At 69.0% G+C, this 21,639-nt stretch carries 9 protein-coding genes; 5 read left to right on the forward strand and 4 right to left on the reverse strand.

All coding sequences use genetic code 11. The features are described 5' to 3' along the window. Positions 1-76: 76 nt before the first annotated feature. Entirely contained in the window at positions 77-1,033 is a 957-nt protein-coding gene (locus ACWMMN_RS37280) for a LysR family transcriptional regulator (RefSeq protein WP_486424288.1), read from the reverse strand. A gap of 102 nt (positions 1,034-1,135) precedes the next feature. On the opposite strand from ACWMMN_RS37280, the gene ACWMMN_RS37285 reads away from it, so the two are divergent. From ACWMMN_RS37285 to ACWMMN_RS37300, 4 genes are all read left to right on the forward strand, one after another. Beyond that, positions 1,136-2,260, forward strand: a complete 1,125-nt coding sequence (locus ACWMMN_RS37285; RefSeq protein WP_059241064.1) for an aryl-sulfate sulfotransferase — start codon at positions 1,136-1,138, stop codon at positions 2,258-2,260. A gap of 58 nt (positions 2,261-2,318) precedes the next feature. Further along, entirely contained in the window at positions 2,319-3,674 is a 1,356-nt protein-coding gene (locus ACWMMN_RS37290) for a uracil-xanthine permease family protein (RefSeq protein ID WP_486424289.1), read from the forward strand. A gap of 298 nt (positions 3,675-3,972) precedes the next feature. Next, positions 3,973-4,485, forward strand: a complete 513-nt coding sequence (locus tag ACWMMN_RS37295; RefSeq protein WP_174994615.1) for a DUF2165 family protein — start codon at positions 3,973-3,975, stop codon at positions 4,483-4,485. A gap of 84 nt (positions 4,486-4,569) precedes the next feature. Then, positions 4,570-5,508, forward strand: coding sequence for a tyrosine-type recombinase/integrase (locus ACWMMN_RS37300; protein ID WP_486424290.1), 939 nt, complete (start codon positions 4,570-4,572; stop codon positions 5,506-5,508). Between the two features lie 21 nt (positions 5,509-5,529). Here ACWMMN_RS37300 and ACWMMN_RS37305 read toward each other — a convergent pair whose 3' ends face one another. Then, positions 5,530-6,009, reverse strand: coding sequence for an RES family NAD+ phosphorylase (locus ACWMMN_RS37305; RefSeq protein WP_059241067.1), 480 nt, complete (start codon positions 6,007-6,009; stop codon positions 5,530-5,532). After that, positions 6,006-6,461 carry a type II RES/Xre toxin-antitoxin system antitoxin gene (gene parS / locus ACWMMN_RS37310; RefSeq protein WP_031403156.1) on the reverse strand — a complete coding sequence of 152 codons (456 nt, stop codon included), beginning with the start codon at positions 6,459-6,461 and terminating at the stop codon, positions 6,006-6,008. Before parS ends, ACWMMN_RS37305 begins: the two co-directional genes overlap by 4 nt. A gap of 821 nt (positions 6,462-7,282) precedes the next feature. Here parS and ACWMMN_RS37315 point away from each other — a divergent pair. Then, positions 7,283-20,965: an LWXIA domain-containing protein gene (locus ACWMMN_RS37315; RefSeq protein WP_486424291.1), complete on the forward strand. Its 13,683-nt coding sequence runs from the start codon at positions 7,283-7,285 to the stop codon at positions 20,963-20,965. A 21-nt stretch (positions 20,966-20,986) separates the two neighbouring features. Here ACWMMN_RS37315 and ACWMMN_RS37320 read toward each other — a convergent pair whose 3' ends face one another. Further along, a complete protein-coding gene (locus ACWMMN_RS37320) occupies positions 20,987-21,628 on the reverse strand; it encodes an HD domain-containing protein (protein ID WP_059241069.1) in 642 nt (213 codons plus the stop codon). Positions 21,629-21,639: the final 11 nt, after the last annotated feature.

Raw genomic sequence — 21,639 nt, forward strand, 5'->3', positions numbered from 1 at the left:
CACGCGCAACATCACCGGACCGGCCTGCGGATTCGCTGCTGCATGGCATCGCGATCAGGCAATGCGACCGGTGTCGCTACGTTGCCGCCCGGCGGCGCATGCCGGCTGCCTTGCCGCCAGGCGCGAATCCGCGCTCCATCGTTTCGATCGCCTCCGAGAAAAAATCCAGAAACATCGTCATCGCGACGGTCGCGCTCATGTCCGCCCGTTGATAGATGCAACTGAACGAGCGCGCGCCCGCATCGGCGAGCGGGGTCCACGCGAGCCGCCCGGCGGCGACATCGTCCGCGACGTTCTCTGCGATCAGGAAGCCGACCCCCGCACCTTCGGCCGCGAGGCGTCGCACCATCGACACCGAGCCCGTCTCGACCAGCGGCCGCACGGTGCGCGGTTGCCGCACATCGATCTGGTCGAACATCGCGCGCAGCTCCGTGTCGGGCGTCATCAGAATCAGCGGGTGCGCGAAGCAGTCGCGCATGCGCACCTTGCCGCCCGCCGATGCCAGCGGATGACCGGGCGCCGTGACGACCCCCAGCGGCTGCGCGAACGCGCGCACCTCGACGACGCTCGCCGCCGTGCGCCGGCGCAGCGCATAGCCGATGTCGACCTCGCCCGTCTCGACCCAGCGCACGATGTTCTCGCCGTTGCCCGAGCGCACGCTGTACGTGACGCCCGGATAGCGCTGCAGCGCGGCGAGGATCGCGTCGGGCACGAGCTTCTCGGCCGTCGATGCGGGCACGGCCAGGTTCACGTGCCCGCGCCGCAGCGCGCGCAGATCCTCGACCTGCGTCAGCGCGTTGTCGAAGTCGCGCTGGCCGCGCCGCACGGCCGCGATCACGATCTCGCCCGCAAGCGTCAGCTGCATGCCGCGCGGCAGCCGGTCGAACAGCGGCACGCCGACCTGCTCCTCCAGATTGCGGATCTGCTGGTGCACCGCCGCGGCGGTCAGGTGCAGCACGTCGGCCGCCTTGCGAATCGAGCCGCGCCTCGCGACTTCGTCGAAACAGCGGAATGTCTGCGATATCGAACGCATGGGGGTACCGTTAGATTTTTCCGAACAGGCCGTCAAGAATAATCCGATTTTACCGACGCGCCGGATCGTCTAGATTCCGCTGCATCCCCGCATCCGATTCGAATGGAGACCGCAGTGACGACCGTCGACCAAATCACCCAGCGCCGCCGAGGCGTCGGCCTCATCGCCCACGATCCCGCGCTGTCCGCGGGCGGCTATACGCTCATCGCCCCGCAGACGGCCGACGGCAACGTCTACCTCGTCGGCATCGACGGCGAAGTCGCGCACCAGTGGAAAATGCCCGTCCGCCCCGGCCGCCACGCGGTCATCCTCGCGAACGGCAATCTCGGCTACAACGGCAACCACCCGCGCTCCGAATCGCGCTATGCGCCGTGGTCGATGTGGCACGGCGGCGACTTCTACGAGGTCACGCCGCAAGGCGAAACCGTGTGGCGCCATGAGGATCCCGCGCATCACCACGACGCGCAGTGGCTGCCGAACGGCAACCTGCTCTACGCCGCGTGCGAACCGGCCGACGCGGCGTTCGCGCAGCGCGTGCCGGGCGGCACCGCGCATGGCGAAGACGAAGTGATGTATACGGACGTGATCCGCGAAGTGAACCGCGCCGGCCAGATCGTGTGGGAATGGCACGCGCGCGACCATCTGCGGCCCGAGGATTTTCCGATCGCGGCAGGCTTCGGCCGCTATCACTGGCCGCTCGTCAACGGTCTCGCGGTCGATGCGAACGGCCGCGTGCTGATGAGCCTGCGCACGACGTCGGGGATCATTGCCGTGAACCGCGAAACCGGCCGCGTCGACCTGCGGATCGGACCGGACGTCGTGTCGCACCAGCATGCGCCGGTGCCGCTCGCGAACGGCAACATCCTCGCGTTCGACAACGGCAATTTCCGCCACGGCGCGCACGTCGTATTCTCGCGCGTCGTGGAAATCGACCCGGCGACGCAACGTGTCGTGTGGTCGTATGCGGACGATGTCGTGAACCTGTTCTACACACCGTTCATGGGCAACGCGCAACGCTTGCCGAACGGCAACACGCACGTCACCGAATCGTCGACGGGCCGGCTGTTCGAAGTGACGCCGGCCGGCGAGGTCGTGTGGGAATACGTGATCCCGTGGTTCGCCGAATACCCGGACGAAGCGGCGCGCAAGACCGGCCCGGGCCAGTTGAACAGCGTGTTCCAGACGTTCCGCTACAGCGCCGCGCAATTGCCCTGGCTGCGGGCCTGACACGCCGTTCGCCGCCGGTTTCCGGCCGTTTTCGCCGTTCGCTTCCGAGGGGCCTGCCGTGCCGCACGATCCGATCTCTCCGCCCGTCGATGCCAAGCTGCCCGCGTGGCAGCTCGCGCTGTTCGGGCTGCAGCACGTGCTGTCGATGGCCGCGTCGCCGATCACGGCCGTCTTCCTGATCGCGAAGGTCCTCGCGCTGCCGGGCGACCTGACGGTCCAGCTGATCGGCGCGACGTTCTTCGCGTGCGGCATCGGCACGCTGGTGCAATCGCTCGGCGCCGGCCCGATCGGCGCACGCCTGCCGTTCGTGATGGTGCCCGGCGGCGCTCCGACGATGCTGTTCGCGGGCATCGCCGCGCAATCGGGGCTGCCCACTGCAACCGGCGCCGCGCTGCTCGCCAGTGCGTTCTACTGGGTGCTGCTGCCCGTCTTCACGCGCTGCCTGCGGCTCTTTCCGCGCATCGTCGTCGGCGCGATGCTGTTGCTCGTGTCGGTCAACCTGATCCGGATCTACGCGACGATCGTCGTCGGCCAGCCCGGCTCGGCCGACTTCGCACAGCCGCGCGCGCTCGGTCTCGCACTGGCGACGATCGTCGCCACCGTCGCCGCCGCCGGTGCATTCCGCGGCACGGCCGGACGCCTCGCCGTGCTGATCGGGCTGGTGGCCGGCGCGACGCTCGGCTGGGCGCTCGATGCAATGCCGGCGCTCGCCGACGTGTGGCACGGACCGCTGTTCACGCATCCGGTGTGGCTGCCGTTCGGAATGCCGCGCTTCGACCTGCTCGCCGCGCTGCCGCTGCTGATCTTCACCGCGATCTCGATGGCCGAGGCCACCGCGCAGACGGTCGCCGTCGGCGAGACGTGCGGCAAGACGATCTCGCTGCCGCGCGACGTGCCGAAGACGATACGCGGCGACGCGCTGGCGTCGCTGGCCGGCGCGCTGTTCGGCACGCCGCTGATCGTGACCAGCGCAGAAAACATCGGCGTCGTCCAGACGACCGGCGTGCGCTCGCGCTACGTGACGGCCGCGGCCGGCGCAATCCTGATCGTCATCGCGCTGTTCGCGCCGCTCGCGCGGCTTGCGTATGCGATTCCGGCCGCCGTGGTCGGCGGCACTGCGCTGGTCGTGTTCGCGATGATCGGCGTGATGGGCATCCGGCTGCTCGCAAGCGTCGACCTGCACGCACGCGCCAACCAGTACACGCTCGCGGCCGCGCTGGTGGTCGGCCTCGCGCCGATCCTGGTGCCGAACCTGTATCGCCATTTCGGCGCACCCGTGCAGATCGTGCTCGGCAACGGCATGGCGGCCGGCACGCTCGCGGCCATCGCGACGCAACTGGCATTCGCCGCGCTCGCGCGGCTGAGCGGACGGGCGCACGGGGGCGCGGCCGCGGCACCTTCGCGCGACGCATAACGGCAGCGGCAGGCAGCGCTGCTGCGCGACACGGGCACGCCGCGCCCTGCTTGACGACGCCTGCGGTTCGGCCGACAATCGCCGCTCCCTCCTGGCGCGGGCACTCGATCCAGCCGGCGCGCGCGTCTCCTCGACGCCGCACCGGCTTCAGGTTTTCCAGTCCCGATCTCCGCGCCGCCGTGCACACGCACGCAAATCCGCCGGCTCAGCCGTGCACATTTACGCAGGTCTCACCCCGAACGCCGGTTCATCGCCGCACGGTCGCGCTTTCGCCTGCCCATTCATTTCGGAGTCCATGATGATGATTCGTTGTTCCAAGGCAGCCATGGTGCTCGCCATGGCTTTCTTTGCATCGCTCGTCGCGTTCGGCAACATCACCGACTATGCGACGAATTTCGCATTCGTGCACCACGTGTTCCTGATGGACACCACCTTCCCGGGCAACGGGATCATGTATCGCGCGATCGGCACGACGTGGATCCATCACGCCGGCTACATCGGCATCATTTCGATGGAAACGCTGACGGCCGTGCTGTGCTGGATCGGCGGCATCCGGCTGCTGCGCGCACGGCGCGCCGACGATTCGGCGTTCCGGGCGGCCAAGGCGTGCGCGATCGCCGGCCTGACGCTCGGCTTCCTCACGTGGCAGGTCGCGTTCATGTCGGTCGGCGGCGAATGGTTCGGGATGTGGATGTCGAAGCAATGGAACGGCGTGCCGGATGCATTCCGCTTCTTCATCACGCTGTTGCTCGTGCTTGTTTACCTGACGATGAACAACGACGGCGTCGACGACACGCGTATCGCGCACTGACGCGCCGGTTGCGTCGGGGCGCACCGGCCGCCTGGACATCGGGAGACGATTGCCGGCGTCACCGTGTCCGGCTATAAATCGTGGATGGACACGAATCGCTGGATTCACGACCCCGTCGGCGCGTTTCGCGCATGGCAGGAAACCGCCGCGACCGGCGCCGGCCGCCGGCCGTTCGCGCCGCGTTCGGTCGTACAGCACGTCGCGATGTTCGAGCGGTTCCTGCGCCACCTGGTCGCACACCGCGTGTCGCTGGCCACGTTCGGGCCCGACCAGGTCGCGGCTTTCCTCGCGGAACTCGACCGCACCTGCACGCCCGGCACGTCGACGCGCGTGCGCTATGCGAAGCTGATCGACCGGCTGAGCCGGCACCTGGTCGACACCGGCGTGCGGACGATCCATCCGGCCGGCCGGGCGACGCGCGATCTTGCATGGCCGGTCGGCGAGCCGGAGCCGTGCTACCTGCCGCCCGACGCCGACGCGGCGCTGCAGCGTCACGTCCAGCCTCGACCAGACGACACCTCGGCCGACTGCCGGAATCGTGCGATCGTCGCGCTGCTGCTCGCGAGCGGCATCACGTCGGCCGAGATTCGGGCGATGCCCTGCGACGCGCCCGATCTCGACGCGCGGCCACCGGCGTTGTCCGTGCCGCGCGATCGCGCGCGGCCAGCGCGCCGGATCGAACTTGCCGGGTTCGTGCTGGCGCCGCTCGCCGCATGGCGCGCGCATTCGGCAGACACGCGGGCATCGACGCTGCTGTTCCCCGCACCGCGCGGCGGTGGCGCGATGAACGACATGTTCCTGCTGCTGGTGGTACGCGACGCGCTGAACGCAATCGGCTTCCACGCAGCGGACATGAGCCCGCGCGTGCTGCGCAACACGTATGCGCGCCGGCAATTGCTCGCCGGCCACGCGCATGCCGATGTCAGTGCGATGCTTGGTCTCGTCAGCACGCGAACGGTCACACGCATCCGGCAGACGCTACCGCCCGATGCAGCCGCGGACCGCGCCGCACACGAGCGCTGACCGCACGCCTTTTTCTGTCCGCTATTCGCCCGGCTTCGACTGGACGAGCCGCAGAATCCGCGTGTCGTACGGTGATTGCATGACTTCCGCGATGCGGATTTCGGGTGCCGCCGGATGCAGCGGATTCAGCAGGAAGTTGTGCGCGTGCGGCACGACGACGCTCGGCACGCGCAACAGCGCGCTCGGCTGCGTGTGCAGCCATTCGGTGCCGGTGCTGCGCGTCCAGTCGACATTCGTTTGCCAGTCGTCCGGCACGTCGCCTTCCGCGATTTCGGCGACATCCACCGAATCGGGCACCTCGATGCGCAGCAACTGGTATCCGCTCGGCAACTGCGCGACGGTGGCGATTTCGAAATGAACGAGCGTCTCGAGCAGTGCGAGCGCCGGATGCTCGGCGAGATACACGACGGGCTGCCCGGCAAAATGCCAGCGCCCGCCGGCCCGCAACCCACCGATGCCTTTCAGGTCGGCGTAATTGCTGATCCGCCACAGCGTCGTCAAGCGAAGTACCCCTCGTCGATCTGCGTGAGGACTTCCTCGACGAGCCGCGCGCCATGCTCGGTGCTCGCCATGTCGAGCGACGTGCGGCCGCCGAAGCGCTGCAGCCCGTTGCGCAGCCACGCCATCGCCTTGTCCTGGTCGCCGAACGTGGCCGTCGCCTGCGCGACGATGCGTGCAAGACGGATCGCCTTGTCGGATTCCTCCGGCGACAGGCGTTCGTGCGCCTGGCGCCGATGGCTCAGCGTGCGGCGTGGAATGATGAAGGCCAGCTCGTCCGATTTCAGCCCGCGCTCCGACAGCCGGTCGATCACCGACACGTCGACGCGCGCACTTGCCAGCTCGGCCAGGTCCGCGCCCGACCGGACGCGGATCGCCAGCAGTTGCTCGAGTATCGTGAATTCGGCCTGACGCGGATGGGCGACGCCCGAAGGATGAAAAGCGATGGTGCTCATGACCTCTCTCCGGCAATTTGCCCAATCATTATAGGCGTTTTGCCACGGAATGGCGGATCGCGTTGATGCAAGCTTGCCGACCGGGCTGGAAGACCGGTTATTGGGGTGCGCGAATCGGAGATTCGCCTAGCCGACGTGTTACACGCATTCAGTATATAAACTCATTCATCACGACTTGAAGTTGTCACGTAACAATTTTCCGACGGATGCACGCAGGTTGTGTCCCAATGCGATCACCCCGCTCCCGCGCCGCAGCCACGCCATTCCGCGGCAGCCTTCCGGTTTTGTCCAACGCTCCGTCGGCCGCACGAACCGGCAAGTCTGCCCCTCGCCGGATACCGGAACGATCCAGTTGGCCCCTGCCGGCAACGCAAGCGAATTGCCCGCCGTCATCCGATCCGGTTCCTCCGCCGATCACATGCGCGCAGGCAGCCTGTACTCGTGCCGCCGAATCCATCGCTCGATCCAGCGCACGCCGTACCGATCATCCACGATGCCTCTATCGCGGCGCATTGCTTCGCATACCTGATCATATGCGACGAAAGCAAAAAGTAAGACAGACTCCCGCACCGAAAGGAAGCTGTAACGATCGAACCTGCGCGTAGCGATGCGCGGGCCGCGTTGCCGCGCGATCGCCCATGCCGCGTACGTTCTCGACCTGCCCGCTTCTCGTAGCGGCACCCGGACCGACCGGCTCCCCCTCGTCACCCGCTACGAATCGCCCCCGCGCCCGCTCCAGCCGCTTCCGTACACTCGAATTCGCGCCATGCGGCGCTGGCGGCGTGCATCCCGCGTACGGCCGCGCCTGACGGGAGCCTTGCATGCTGTCCATCGACGGAATGGGTTTGGGGTTGAACTGGCAGCGTTTCCTGTCGCAAACGCTGAATCCGGACCTTGCGCCAAAGCCGCCGCAAAATGCGGGCGGTACGTCCAACGACGGCCCGACCAACGGCCCGGCCAACCCGGTCAACCCGACGACCGCGCCGCCGATCCCGGTGCAGGCCGACCTCGGCACCGATCCGTCCAAACCGACCAACCCCGAGATCGCGTCGGCCACCGCACTGCTTCAGAGCATGTCCGATCAGTATCGCGTGGCGCCGCCCGAGATCACCGTCGACAACGACACGACGCGGGCCGTGCAGGGTGTGATCCAGGACGCGCAGACAAAATACGACAACGCACAACAGGCGCTGCAAGGCGCACAGGGTGTGCTGCGGATGGCGAATCGCGACCCCGACTCGACGCCCGACGAGCGCAAGTCCGCACTCGACAACTACACGAAGGCGCACGATGCGGCCGACACCGCGCAGCGCGAACTCGGCGTCACGACCGACGCCGGCTACCGGATCCTGTACGGCGAACAGGCGAAGGCCGACCAGTACAGCTCGGACCCGACGAACCAGAACATCGAGGGTCCCGCGCAGCAGCAGGCCGATGCGAAGTTCGCCGCGCTGCAGAAGCTGTTCCCCGACCAGACGAAGGCGAATCCGAACTTCGTCCCGCAACAGGGCGACTGCAAGACGCCCGCCCAGGTCCAGGCCTACGACGACTGGCAATCGGCGACGTCGGGCGCGGTGACCGGCCAGGCGAAGTATTGGGCGGACGTCAGCAACGCGAATCTCGCCTATACGCAGTTCCAGTCGTATATGGCCGATCCCGCTTACAAGGACGCCATCGATACCGGCGTCGGCAACCTGAACGATGCGCTCGCGCCGCTGCAACTGCAGATCGACCTGCCCGACGCGCCGCCGGGCGACGCCAACGGCAACGTCGACATGAACGCCGTGCAGGCCAACGTCGCGCAGGCCGCGAAGATCGCGAATTACTCGAACGCGGCCTATGCGGCGTCGCTCGACGCGCAGCAGGTCACGACGCTGCAGCAGAAGTACGACACCGACAGCGCCTGCCTGATCGGCTCGACACCCGGCGCGGCGACGGACGACAAGGCCGCGCTCGATCGCGCGACGACGCAGGCGAACACGAGCGGCGGCTACATGCAGATGCTCGGCGCGCAGCTCACCGTCGACGACCTGCAGGCCAAGTACGACTCCGCGAAAACGGCATCCGACGACTGGCATACCGCGAATCCGCGCTCGCTGGACCCGCATCCGCAAGTCGACGCCGACCTCGCCGCCGCATCCGATGCGCTGACGCAGGCCAAACAGAAGGCGAGCCTCGCGCACGACGGCTTCGTCGTCGCCTACGGCCAGACGCTCGCGCAGCAGTACGACGACGCCGGCGCGCAGATCGATGCGCAGCTCAAGCCGAAGGTGCCGTTCGTGCTGCAGAACCCGACACCGACGCTGTCGACGAATCCGCCGCCCCCGACGACGCCATCCCCTTCGGCCGGACCGTCGCCGTCGCTGAGCACGTCGCTGCCGAGCGCGGCGTCTACGCCGGGCACATCGAGTCCGCCGGCTCCGTCGACGACGCAGACCCCGTCGTCGTCATTGAGCACGTCGGCGCCCGCAGCCAGCCTGTCGACGTCGCTGCCACCCACGACGCTGTTCACGAACCCGTCGTTCGTGCTGCAGCCACCCGGCTCGAACACGTCCGTACCGACCACCGCGACCGGCCAGACCGCGCTCGACGCGAAAAAACTCCATGTCGTCGCGGGCGCATTGCGGGCGGCCGACGGCCGGCTGTCCAACACGTTCAACGACGCAGCCGCGAAATTCCAGCTCGCGAGCGCGCAGACGCAGGAAGGCGTACTCAAGGGCAAGCTCGCGGACATCCAGAAAACCTACGACGACTGGTACGCGAACAACCCGACGCCGGTGCGGATGCGCGAGGTGAACGGCGACGAGATTCCGATGCGCACGCCGCTGCGTCCGAACCCTTATCAGGACCCGCTCGACAAGGCACGCAACGACCTGCAGCAGGCCGACGCGAACATCAACAAGCTGCAGCTGCTGACGGAGATGTCGCACCAGCAGGTGCTGCTCGACCAGTTCGACGCGGGGCTCGCCGAGAACCTGCGCAACCCGCAGAGCCAGGACGACAAGGATGCCTATTCGAAGGCGCTGGACGGCTTCTTCCGCGCGCACCAGGGCGAGCTGTCGCAATCGCTGCTCGACCAGGCGGGCGCGAGCACGAACAAGGCCGCGACGATCAATTTCGGCAAGCTGACCGACAACGAGCAGCGCAACCTGATCGGCACCGCGATCGGGCTCGCGCCCGACGTGCAGCCGTCGCCGGATTCGGGCTCGCCCGCCGCCCCCGTCAACGACGACTCGGTCCGCTACACCGACAAGGACAAGCTGGACACGATCAACAAGGTGCGCGGCGAAATCCTGAAGCTCGGCGGTGGCAGCGGCACGCAGGTCAACATCCTGCCGCTGATCTACTCGGACAAGACGGCCGGGATGGTGACGAGCGCACTGTTCAAGGTCACCGACAGCAAGGGCAACGTCCAGTACGTCGACGACACGTCCGCGAATTACGACAACGTCGGCGACTACCTCGACAACAACCAGCTGGCGTCGAGCGGCACGCTCGACCTCGTGACCGGTTACGACGACAACGGTCACGCGCAGTTCCAGCAGAAGTCCGCGCATCACGACGACTGGTTCGACAGTGCGCTGAACACACTGACCGGCGGCAAGGTGAACCTCGGGATGATGGGGCTCGGGCTGCTGATGGAAGGCGCCGGCGTGCTGCTCGACGCAACCGGCGTCGGCGCGTTCGCCGGCGGCGCGCTGAACTTCGCGGGCGCGGTGATGATGGACACGGCGATCGGTTCGAGCATGGCGAAATCCGCGATCGATATCGGCTCGCGGTGGGAACACAACCAGAGCATCAATCCGTTCACCGACGCCGGGGCGCGAGGCGACTGGCTCAACCTCGTGCCGATGGGCGCGGCCGGCGCGGCGAAGTTCGCCGGGTCGGAAGTGTTCGGCAAGACGATCACCGCGCTTACCGGCTCGGCGAAGGCCGCGCGCGTGACCACCGCGATCGTGCGCGGCACGTCGCTCGTCACCGGCGTCGGCGCCGCAGGCGAGAGCTTCGTCGAAGCCGGGGTCGCATTCGCCCACGGGAACAGCGAACAGGGCTGGGAAGACATCAAGTCCGGCGTCACCAACGTGGCGCTGATGGGCGCGGGCGGCGTGCGGGACCGCATGGTCAACGCAGCGGTGCGCGTCACCGGCCGGCCACTGGTCGCCCGCACGGCGGGCGGCGAGAACATTTCGATCGACGGCCAGCAGCTGCAGAAAATCCTGAACAAGAACGAACCGTCGCAACTCGCGTTCGGGGCCACGCGCGCGTCGCTCGACGGCGTCGACATCACGGTCGCGAAGGACGGCACGCTGATGGCCGGCGACAAGGTGCTCACCTACGACAACATGCCCGTGCGCGTGCTCGACGGGCTCAACAACAAGGACCTGAACAACCTGCCGCACGGCGAATCGGTGATGCTCGGCGAGAACGGCGAACTGACCGTCGTCAAGCTGACGGGCAAGACGTGGACCGAAGGCACGAAGGTCGATTCGGTCACGGCAACCGGCGACCGGCTGTCGTTCGGCAGCGACGGGGAAATCAATGCGCCGTCGAAGCTCGTCGCGAAGACGCCGCCCCCGTCGCGCAACAACACACGGCAACCGGCGAACGACCCGGCGCCACCGGCCGACAACACACCGACGACGACGGCGGCCGACGAAGCTGCGGCACGCGCCACCGAAGCGGGCAACCCGGCCACCGCCACCGTCTCGGCTGGCGCGCGCAACGCGCAGCGCACGAGCGAAGCGCAGGCCGCGCGCGACGAGAGCCAGCTGGAAACCCGCTCGTCGGATTCGCATGTCGCCGCGCAGAATCGCCGCAGCAGCGACCTGCGCGCGGCGGACGACCCGGCCGTCGCACGAGCCCCCGGCGCACCCGGCGCCGGCGCCCTCGAAGAACCGGCCAGCACCGCGCCACGCACGCCGGTCCGCGTGATCGACCTGACCGACGCCGAACCGGCCTCCCGGCCCGCGACGCTCGACCCGGCCGGCGTCTCCGTGCCGCGCGGCCCGTCGGTCGAAGCGCTCGACTACGGCGAACACACGCTGTTCATCGTGCGCAACGGCGACGACCCCGCCGCCATGCCCGAGGCGGCGCGGCCGCGCGCGGCGGGCGCGCCGCCCGCCGACGTCGCGGAACCGATCATCGTCGTCGCCGATGCCGAGGACGCGCACGTCGCGCCCGAACTCGCGAACCGCTGGCAGCGCCCGGTGTTCGCGGCCGCGCCGGATGCCCTGCACGCGGACGGCACGCTGCGCGCGGATGCACCGCTGACGCGCTACCTGCCGGCCCCCGACGCGCCAGCGGCAGGCGGCCGCGTCGTCGGCACGAACGCGCAGGCGCCGCACGCCGATGCGGCAGGCATCGCCGAAGCCGACCCGCATGCGCCGAATCCGGACGCTCCCGCGGCGCGGCGCGCGCTGCCGCCCGCGAACGACGACACCGTCGTCGTGCTCGCGACGACGCGGCGCAACGCCACCGATCCGGAAACCCGCGCCGCCCTGCCGCCGCAACCGCCCGCTCGCGCGGCGCGCGCGCTGGACGGCGCATTCAGCGCGCCGAACCGCATCCTGGTGCTCGTCAGGCCGGCCGAACGGTCTGCATCGGAAGCGGCGAACGAGGCGAACGAAGCCTCCCGGCCAAATCGGGCCGGCGACGCGCGCGCCGACGACCGCGCGCTTCCGGCCGCCGCCCACCCGGAAACCACCGAAGCGCCGCAGGATCCGTCACTCGCCGGTCCGGGCCTGTTCACGCGGCTGCAGATGCGCTTCGGCGGCGCGCCGCTGCCGGACGCGGTGCACGCGCTCGCGCAGCAATCGGACACGCTCACGCAGCAGTTGCGGATGATGAGCGACGCCGGCTGGCGCGTGAGCCTCGGCAAGCGCGGCGGCGGCAGCCGGATCGACCCGAAGCGGCGGCGCGTGACGATCGACGGCGGACTGCACGATTCGGGCAGCATCACGTACACGCTCGCGCACGAGGCCAAGCACGCGGTCGAGGCGATCGACGGCACGCTGGACTCGCTCGACTACAGCGGCCGCAGCCGCTTCACGCGCAAGGCGCTCGAAGCCGAGGCGCGCGCGCAAATCAACGCGTTCGAAGCGCGCTACGAAATCGATCTCGCGGGCGGCGGCGACATCGCGTCGAAAACGACGCTGCCCGATGCACTCCAGCACGAGGCCGACCGCTGGGGGCCGTCGAGCGACTATGCCGGCACGGTCGAACGGCTCGCCGACGCGTTTGCCGATGCGCCGGTGTCGGGGCGCCGCGGCGAGACGTACCAGACCTTCTATGACGGCATCTGGGACAAGCAGAAGCGTCAGGGTGGCGCCCCGCGCCGCATGCCCGCGCCACACACGACGGACGCGGCCGGCGGCGGCACGCACCTGCCGCGCACGCTCGAGGAACAGGTGCAGTGGAGCGTCGCGCATGCGGAGGCGATCTCGCCGTTTGCCGAACGCGGGCGCAGCGAGCCACGGCAGATGACGCTCCGGATTCTGGACGAACGCACGTCGTCCGGGACCGAAGAACCGCTGACGGTCATCCACGGCCGTACCAACGCCGCGGGCCAGCTGCTCGACGCACACGGCCGCCCCGCGCAGCATGTGGACTTTTCGATCGCGAACTTCCTGGCCGGCACGTCGACCAGCGCCGGCAGCGGCCGCGCGCTCGTCCTGGCCGCCGACAACGGACACGCCGCCGCTGCGTGGCTCACGAACACCTGGCAACGGCCGGTCTACGTGCCGGACGGCGGCGCGATCCGCGCGCTCGACGCCGCCGCGGGCAATCCTGCCGTCGCGAGGGCCCAGGTGCGATTCGATCGCGCGCCCGCGTGGACCCGCTATGCGCCATCGCCGCGCGAGCGAATCGACTACGGCGAACTCGCCGCCGACGAGAACGGCCTTCACATCGCGGGCGATCCGTCACGGCGACTGGATGCGCAAGCGCTGATCGGCCCGTTCCTCGGGGCCGGCATCGAAAAAAGCGTGTTCGAACTCGGCAAACGCAACGCGATCGGCCTGTACGACGTCGATCCCGGGCGGCCGCGCGACAGCCAGCTCGCTCATCATTACGATGCGCTCGGCACGGAACGCAACGGGCTCGACCTGTTGCGCCGCTACGGGCTGCGCACGCTGACCATCGACGGCCCGTTCTCGGTCGGCAACCGGATCGCGATCCTGTACCACCCTCTCGCGGAACTCAGCAGCCGGGCTGTCTCGCTCGGCGCGCTGCCGGAGCGCGTCACGCACGATTCGATGCGACAGCTCGCGGCGATACGCGCGATCGTCGAGCGCGACGGTCTGGAATTCGACTTCCAGGGTGTATTCGACGCGCACGGTGAGTTCTACTTCAGCGATCCGTCGGCCATCTCGCGCTCGGACAATCGCGGCGCAATCGAGTCCACCCTCGAGGAAATCGACAGCGTCATCGAGCCGCTCGAACGCGGCATCGACGACGGCAGCATCGCGCTCGCGCATCCGGCGATCGGCGAATCGCTGCCGGACGGCGCATTCGTCCAGAAGCCGTCGCTCATCGCGCGCATCCGCATGTGGTTCGGCGGCGCCCCGCTGCCCGACGCCGCCTATGCGCTCGCCGGCCAGTCGAGCCTGCTCGCCGGCCAGATGCGGCTGCTGAAGTCGGACGGCTGGCAGGTCGTGCTGGGCCGCGCGGGACGCGGCAGCCGCACCGACGTCGACCGGCGCCGGATCGTGATCGACGGCGGCCTGCGCAGCAACGGCACGCTCGTCTATACGCTCGCGCACGAAGCCGGCCACGCGACGGACGTGTCGAACAACCGGCTCGGCCTCGACACCAGCAGCCCCGACGCATTCGTGCGCAGCACGCTGCTCGCCGAGGCGCGCGCGCAAGCCAACGCATTCGCGGTACGCAAGCAGATCCTCGAATCGACCGGCGTCGACATCGCCGAGCACGCGGTGCTCCCCGACGCGATCGCGCGCGAAGCCGACCACGTGATGCCCGGCGACGCGGCGGGCCTCGCGCGCCTCGCCGACGCGTTCGGCAACGCACCCGTGTCGGGCCGCGACGGCGAGCGCTACAGCACGTTCTACGGCCGCGCGTGGGACCGGCAGCAACAGCCGGGCAACGCATCGTTGCACATGCCCGCACCGCACACGACCGAGTCGTCCGGCGGCAGCGGCGGCGCACGGCTGCCGCGCACGCTCGACGAACAGGTGCAGTGGAGCCACGCGCACGCGGACCGTGCGTCGCCCTTCCCCCGGCGCTGGTTCGGAGGCGGCGCGCCGAAACTGACATTCTCCCGCAACGGTCCGGTGTCCTATGCGAACGGCGAACCGCTGACGCTCGTCCACGCGCAAACCGATGCGGCCGGCGGCCTGCTCGATGCGCACGGCCGCCCCGCCACGCCCGTCGACTACTCGATCGACCATCGCCATGCGCTCGGGCCCGCGCAGGCGGGCACCCCCGTCGTTCTCGAAGGCGGCGACGCGCGCGCAGCACACGGCGCATGGCTCGCGAACATCTGGCAACGCACGATCTACGTGCCCGACAGCGGCACGGTCCGCGCGATCGGCGAGTCGCGCACCGACGGCACGCACCGCATGCAGTTCGGCGGCCCGGGCACGTGGACGCGCTACACACCGTCGCCGCGCGAACGGATCGATGCGGGCGCACTCGCCGTCGACGGCAACGGGCTGCACGTCGCCGGCGATCCGTCGCGGCGCGTGGATCCTGCCGACCTGCTCGGCCCGTTCCTCGGCGCCGGCACCGCGAAGGCCGTGTTCGAACTCGGCAAGCGCAACGCGATCGGCCTGTTCGACGCCGGCGGCGACAAGGCGCGCACGATGCTCGCCCATGAAATGCGCGGGCTCGACCAGTTGAGGCAGCTCGGCATGCGCACGGTCACGGTCGACGGGCCGTTCACGTACCTCGGGCGCATGGCGGTGATGTACAGCCCGCTTGCCGAGCTCGGCAGCATCGACGTGATGAACGGCATCCTGCCGAAACGCGTGATGCGCGAATCGATGCAGCAGCTCGTCGCGATGCGCGAGATCGCCGCACGGCACGGCCTGTCGTTCGACTTCGAAGGCCTGTTCGATGCGCAGGGCCGGTTCTACTTCAGCGACCCTTCCGTCCTGATCCGGCATCCGGACCCGGCGGCCAACCGGACGCCAGCGATGATCGACGCCGTCATCGATCCGCTCCAGCGCGGCATCGCGAGCGGCCGCGTCGAGCTCGCGCATCCGGCGATCAGCGAATCGCTGCCGGACGGCGCATTCGTCCAGAAGCCGTCGCTCATCGCGCGCATCCGCATGTGGTTCGGTGGCGCCCCGCTGCCCGACGCCGCCTATGCGCTCGCCGGCCAGTCGAGCCTGCTCGCCGACCAGATGCGGCTGCTGAACCCCGGCCGCTGGGAGATCGTGCAGGGCCGCGCGGGCGCCGGCAGCAAGGTCGATGCCGAGCAGCGCCGGATCGTGATCGACGGCGGCCTGCGCCACGCCGGCACGATCGTCTATGTGCTCGCGCACGAGATCGGTCACGCGGTCGACGTGGCCACGAACCGGCTCGACCTCGACACCAGCAGCCCCGACGCGTACGTGCAAAGCACGCTGCTCGCCGAGGCGCGCGCGCAGGCCAACGCGTTCGCGGTGCGCAAGCAGATCCTCGAATCGACCGGCGTCGACATCGCCGAGCATGCGGTGCTCCCCGACGCGATCGCGCGCGAAGCCGACCACGTGATGCCCGGCGACGCGGCGGGCCTCGCGCGCCTCGCCGACGCGTTCGGCAACGCCCCCACGTCGCTGCCCGGCAACCCCGTCTATCGGGCGCTGTACCGCGCGCAGGCCGAGCAGGCGCTGCGCGACGGCGCAGCCGGACGAACCGGCGCGGCGCCGCGAACGATGCCGTCGATGATGATGTGGCCCATGCCGGACCCGTCGTCCTTCTTGCCGGCCACGCCCGCGCTCACGCCCGAGTCGCGCGCGGCCGACTGGCTCGACGCGCACGGCAAACGCGACCTGAAGCGGATCGACGGCACGCAGCTGGCCGACATCCGCGACCTCGCGCAATACGCGGGCCCCAACGCACATGTGCTGATCGCGAAGCATGTCGACCGGCCGGCGGACGACGGCACGCATCCGCAGCCCGAGTTCGTCGCGAGCCTGAAGACCGACGCACACGGCCAGCCCGGCCAGGTCGAATCGGCCGATCCCGGCGGCGCGCCGTCACATGACGTACGCGACGCGGTATATCCGGGTACGCGTCCACGCAAGCGCAACGGCAGCGAAACGCCGCATGAAACGCGTGCGAAATTCGACTTCTACCTGTCGCCGGTATCGCTCGACGAGCTGCGGCAATTCGGCGGCGCGGCGAAGGTCGAAGCCATCGACTCGAAGCGCGTCTGGCATGCGGACCCTTCGGGCGAAGCGCCCGCGCAAGCGGTCGTCGAGCAGATCGGCGAACTCGCCAACGCACCGCAATTCAAGCGGCCCAAGGCGGCCGCGAAGGCCGCGGACGACGGCGCGACGATCTTCGCGGTCGACAAGAAGACCGGCAAGGTGCTCGGTTACGCGGAGCCCACGCAGGGCGGCAGCGGCTGGACCTATCACGAGAAGACCTCGGTCGGCGACGCGTCGATCGGCGGGCAGGATCTCGGCACCGCATTCCGCCGCCGCGCACGCGGCCTGCCCGACGGACGGCGCGGCGTCGTGTTCGTGCCGTCCTCGCTGCCGGAATCGGCGGTATCCCGATACGGCGGCTTCGAGCCTGCCGAGCGGGCGTTGCCGGTCGCCGAGCAGAAGCCGCCGCCGCTGAAGCTGAGCGATCGCGTGCAACGCCGGCTCGGCAGGATCCAGTCGGCCGGCAAGCCGCCTGCCGGGGCGACGCCGCTCGCGCATCGGTGGATCGCGCCGAACCTGCTGCCGAAATCGGCCGACGACGTGCACGACTTCAGCGGTGCGAACACGCTGCATCTGCGGCGCGTGATCGATCTCGGCCAGGTCGGCCCGGAATACTTCATCTACGTCTACGGCACGGACGGCGCGCTGATCGACACGCTGCACCAGCCGGAAGGCATCCTCGCGACACGCGACGGCACGCTGCAGTGGTTCGACGATGCCGCGCATTTCAACGACACGGGCAAGCCCGGCGTCGATCTCGACAAGACGAAGATCGGCGGCGGTCCGGATGGCTCGAACCGGCATTTCCTGGTGACGCGGCTCGACCCGGCCGCATTCGACGCACGCACGAAACCGACACAGGTCGCCGCCTATCAGTTGAAACAGGACGAACTCGGCAAGCAGCTGCGGAAAGCCGCCGCCGAATCGACCGCGCCGTTCGGCGAACTGGAGAGCCGCATCGCGGCCGAACTGACGGCCGCGCAGAACCAGCAGGCCCGGCTGGCCAACGCCCCCGCGCCCGGCGCGCCGGCGAAGCCGAAGAAGCCCACGCGAGGCAAAAACAGGAAAAGCACCCGGAACGCGCCGGCGGTGCCGGCACCGGCCGCGTCGCCGGCGCGCGCCGCCGGCAAACCGTTCAGCATCAAGACCTATCAGCCCGGCCTGACGAGCGCGACGATCGCCGAATGGACCCTCCGCTTCGGCAAGGCGAAAGTCGACAACTGGTTCCCCGAGCACGAGCGCGTCAAGGCGTTCGCGGGCCGCACTGGCGAGCCGCTCGACCTCGGCACGACGCGCCAGGTCATGATGGCCGACAGCGTAATGATGAAGGCGCTCGGCATCCCGTTGCGGCTCGCGCGCGACGCGTCGAGCATGCCGTGGCGCGGCCCGCTGTCGCGGCCCGACCATGCAGCCAACGTGCTGTCCCGCCACGCGAAAAGCGCGATCACCTATCTGTCGGTCGCGCGGGCCGCGGACCGGCGTGCGCTGCAGGCCTACGCACGCGCGAAGGTCGAGATCCAGGATCGCATCGCGCTGATGGCGCGCGGCTTCACGCTGCGCGACAACCCCGACGAGATGCTCGCGCTCGTAAAACGCTATGGCGGCGCCATGCCGGTCGTGTCGGTCGCGGTCGATCCGCATTCGCTGGCCGCCGCGCTCGGCAGGAAACACGACCCGGCATTCATCCGCCGCGTGCGCGAACTCGGCAAGCTCGACAACGCGAAGTTCGACGAGGCGAACGCGCGCATCGACATCGACGGCACGGGTCGCCAGCTCGAACTCGACGATCTCGACCACCTGTTCAAATGGCTCGACGCGGCGTCCGAAGGCGGCTTCGTGCTGCGCCTCGAAACCGCGCCGTCGCGCGCGCTCGTGTCGGCGGAAGACCAGCGCACGCTCGCGGGTACCAACGACGCGTATCACGACTACGTGCGCACATTCGACGCACTCGAAACGTGGGCACGCGGAAACACCGACGCAAACGCGCCGCACGTGATGGTGACGTTCCACGGCTGGGACGCCGTGCTCGAACCGGTGCCGGGCGACGGCCACCTGACGCTCGTCGAGGCCGTGCTCGACCGCAAGGAACTCGATTGGGTTCACCTCGGGTTGTCGTATGCGACGCACGGCTCGGACTTCGTCGCGAACCAGGACCTGACCGCCGCACTCGCCCGCACGCTCGTCGACTACAAGCTGCACGCGCCCGACAAGCTTGCGCGCCTGCACGGTGCCGACGCGCTCACGCGCGTGTTCGAACGGATCGGCACGCAAACGCTCGCGAACCAGCACCAGGTGCTGTTCGCCGAAGTCGAACGTGTTGGCCTCGCGAGCGGGATGACGCCCGACCAGCTCGCCGCGCTGCGCGCCGATCTGTACGAAGGCCATACGACCGCGCTGATGGATCGTGCACGGCAGGCGACGATCACCTATGCAAAGGATAACTACTGGAACAGTACGGCCCCGGCCAACCGGGCCGAGCTCCGCGCACGCGATGCCGGCAACCGCTGGCTGGACCAGTACGCGCAGCCCGACACCGAACACAAGATCGAGGCCCACGCGAACCCGGATGCATCGAGCACCGCTTTCTGGCGCGCGGTAGCGGCCGATCCGAAGCTCGCAATCGACGATACCAAGCCGGTCCTCGTGAACCGCGACATCGCCGCGCAGCCGAGCCACCAGCGTGGCGACCCGCAGCAAGCCGCGCTCGCGCAGCTCAACGCGCTGCGCGTTCACCGGCCGTCGTTCGGCAAGCGCGACTGGGCCTGGTCGCTCGGATTCGGCGGCACGGTCGCCGGGGCCAGCTCGCTCGTCGCGCTGAACGTGTTCAACGGCATGAACATGATGAGCTCGGATGCGCTGACGCACGCGAACACCGCGCTCTTCGTCGGCGCACGCGCAGGCCGCGTATTCGGCGCGATGCACCAGGGTGCGGTGCAAAGCCTGCAGAGCGGCGACCCGCGCGCAGTGCACGACGTGCTCGACCGCCTGCAGCGCTCGCTCGCGCAGCAGTTGAACGCGCCGGTGCACGAATACAATCCGGCGCGGCTCCAGCAGCTCGACCTTTTGACGAACGAGACGCGCGTGAAGGCGAGCCACCTCGTCGAAATGCATCGCCAGGGGCTCATCGGCTTCGACGATGCGGCCGCGCAGATCAAGGACCTGTCGGCCGACCTGCTCGCGAACATGCAGGGCATGGTCGGCGGCACGTCGCTCACGCAGCTGCATCACGCCAATTCCCGCCGGCTGCTCGGCCTCGTCGGGCGCGGCAGCGCGATCGTCGGCTATTCGGGGACGATCGCCGTCGGCGTGCACGGGCTGATGACCACGCCAACCGTCGCCGGTGCGCTCACGACCGCGAGCGCGGCGCTCGCCGCAACGTACTCGGGCCTCGTCTATGCGGTCAGCGCGCATCGCGTGAACGCGGACAAGCGCAGTCGCGTCGTACGGCTGATCGATTCGACGTCGGATTTCGTCGGCGTCGCGAGCGGCATCGCCGGCACGATCGCGCAGTACGACAAGGGCCACTACACCCTCGCGGCGACGGCCGCGACGTCGACGGCGATGCTGCTTGGCGCGCGCCTGAACACCCATTTCCCTAACGCGACGCGCTGGGTCAAGAAATACCCGACCGCGCTCATTCTCGTGCCGATCGGGATCTGGGGCTTCACGCAGTTGCAGAGCCTGTTCTTCGGCTCGCCTTCGGGCGGATCGGGATCGACGACCCACAAGCCGCAGCCCGCGCCCGCGTCGCCATCGCATCAGCCGCCGCAGCCCGGCGCCACGCCGACGGCCGGGCTCGCACCAGGCGGCACCGCCACGCAACCGCCCGGGACCGGCACGACCGGCAAGACGAACGGCGCGCCGGGCAGCACGACGCCCGCGCAGCCGTCCACGCCGCCGTCGCCGGCCGCCCAGCCGTATATCGTCGTGGCCGGGGATTCGCTGTGGGTGATCGCCGACGCACATCGCCAGTCACTGCTCGATGCGGCGCACGTGTCGCCCGACGACCAGAAGACGATGACGCGCGGGCAGCAGGATGCCCGCGCGCTGAACGAGATCCTGCAGCTGAACCCGGGCATGGCGTCAGCGCCGAACGTGCTGTACGCCGGGCAATCGATCAATGTCGGCTGAAGCGCGGCCGGTCGTCCGCGGTCAGCCGGCCCACGCGGACGCCCGGATCACGCTGCAGAAGTTGCCGGCATGGAAATGCGGATCCTTGTCCGCGAGCACGTCGGCCTTCACGTTGCCGAACGTCGTGCCGGGCTTGTGCCTGATTCCGTCGTAGAACGCCTGGATGATGTCCTCCTTGAAATGCGGCGTGCGCGGATGCGCACGCACGACCGCTTCGCGCTCGACCTCGCTGTATTCCGGATACGTCAGGCCCAGGACGTCCATCTCGACACCCGCCGTGACCAGCGCAACGACCGGATGCATGTGTTGCGGAATGCCGGGCGTGGTGTGCAGCGCGATCGAGGTCCACACGACATCGATGTCCTGTTGCGAAATCCCCTTGTCCTTCAGGAAATCGCGGGCGGCGTTGGCGCCGTCTACTTCGAAGCGCTCGCATGCGCTGCTGTGGCGGTGAGTGAGCCCCATGTCATGGAACATGCAGCCGCAGTAGAGCAGCTCGGGATCGTACGTGAGCCCGCGCCGCTGGCCCGCCAGCGCCGCGAAATAGAACACGCGGCTCGAGTGGTGGAACAGCAGCTCGGACTCGGTATCGCGCACGAGCTCGGTAATCTCGCGCGTCAGCCGCGTATCGGGAAGGGTGATGCCGGCAACGTTCACAGTCATGATCGACCTCC

It is taken from the genome of Burkholderia cepacia complex sp. TUM26381, from assembly GCF_057439935.1.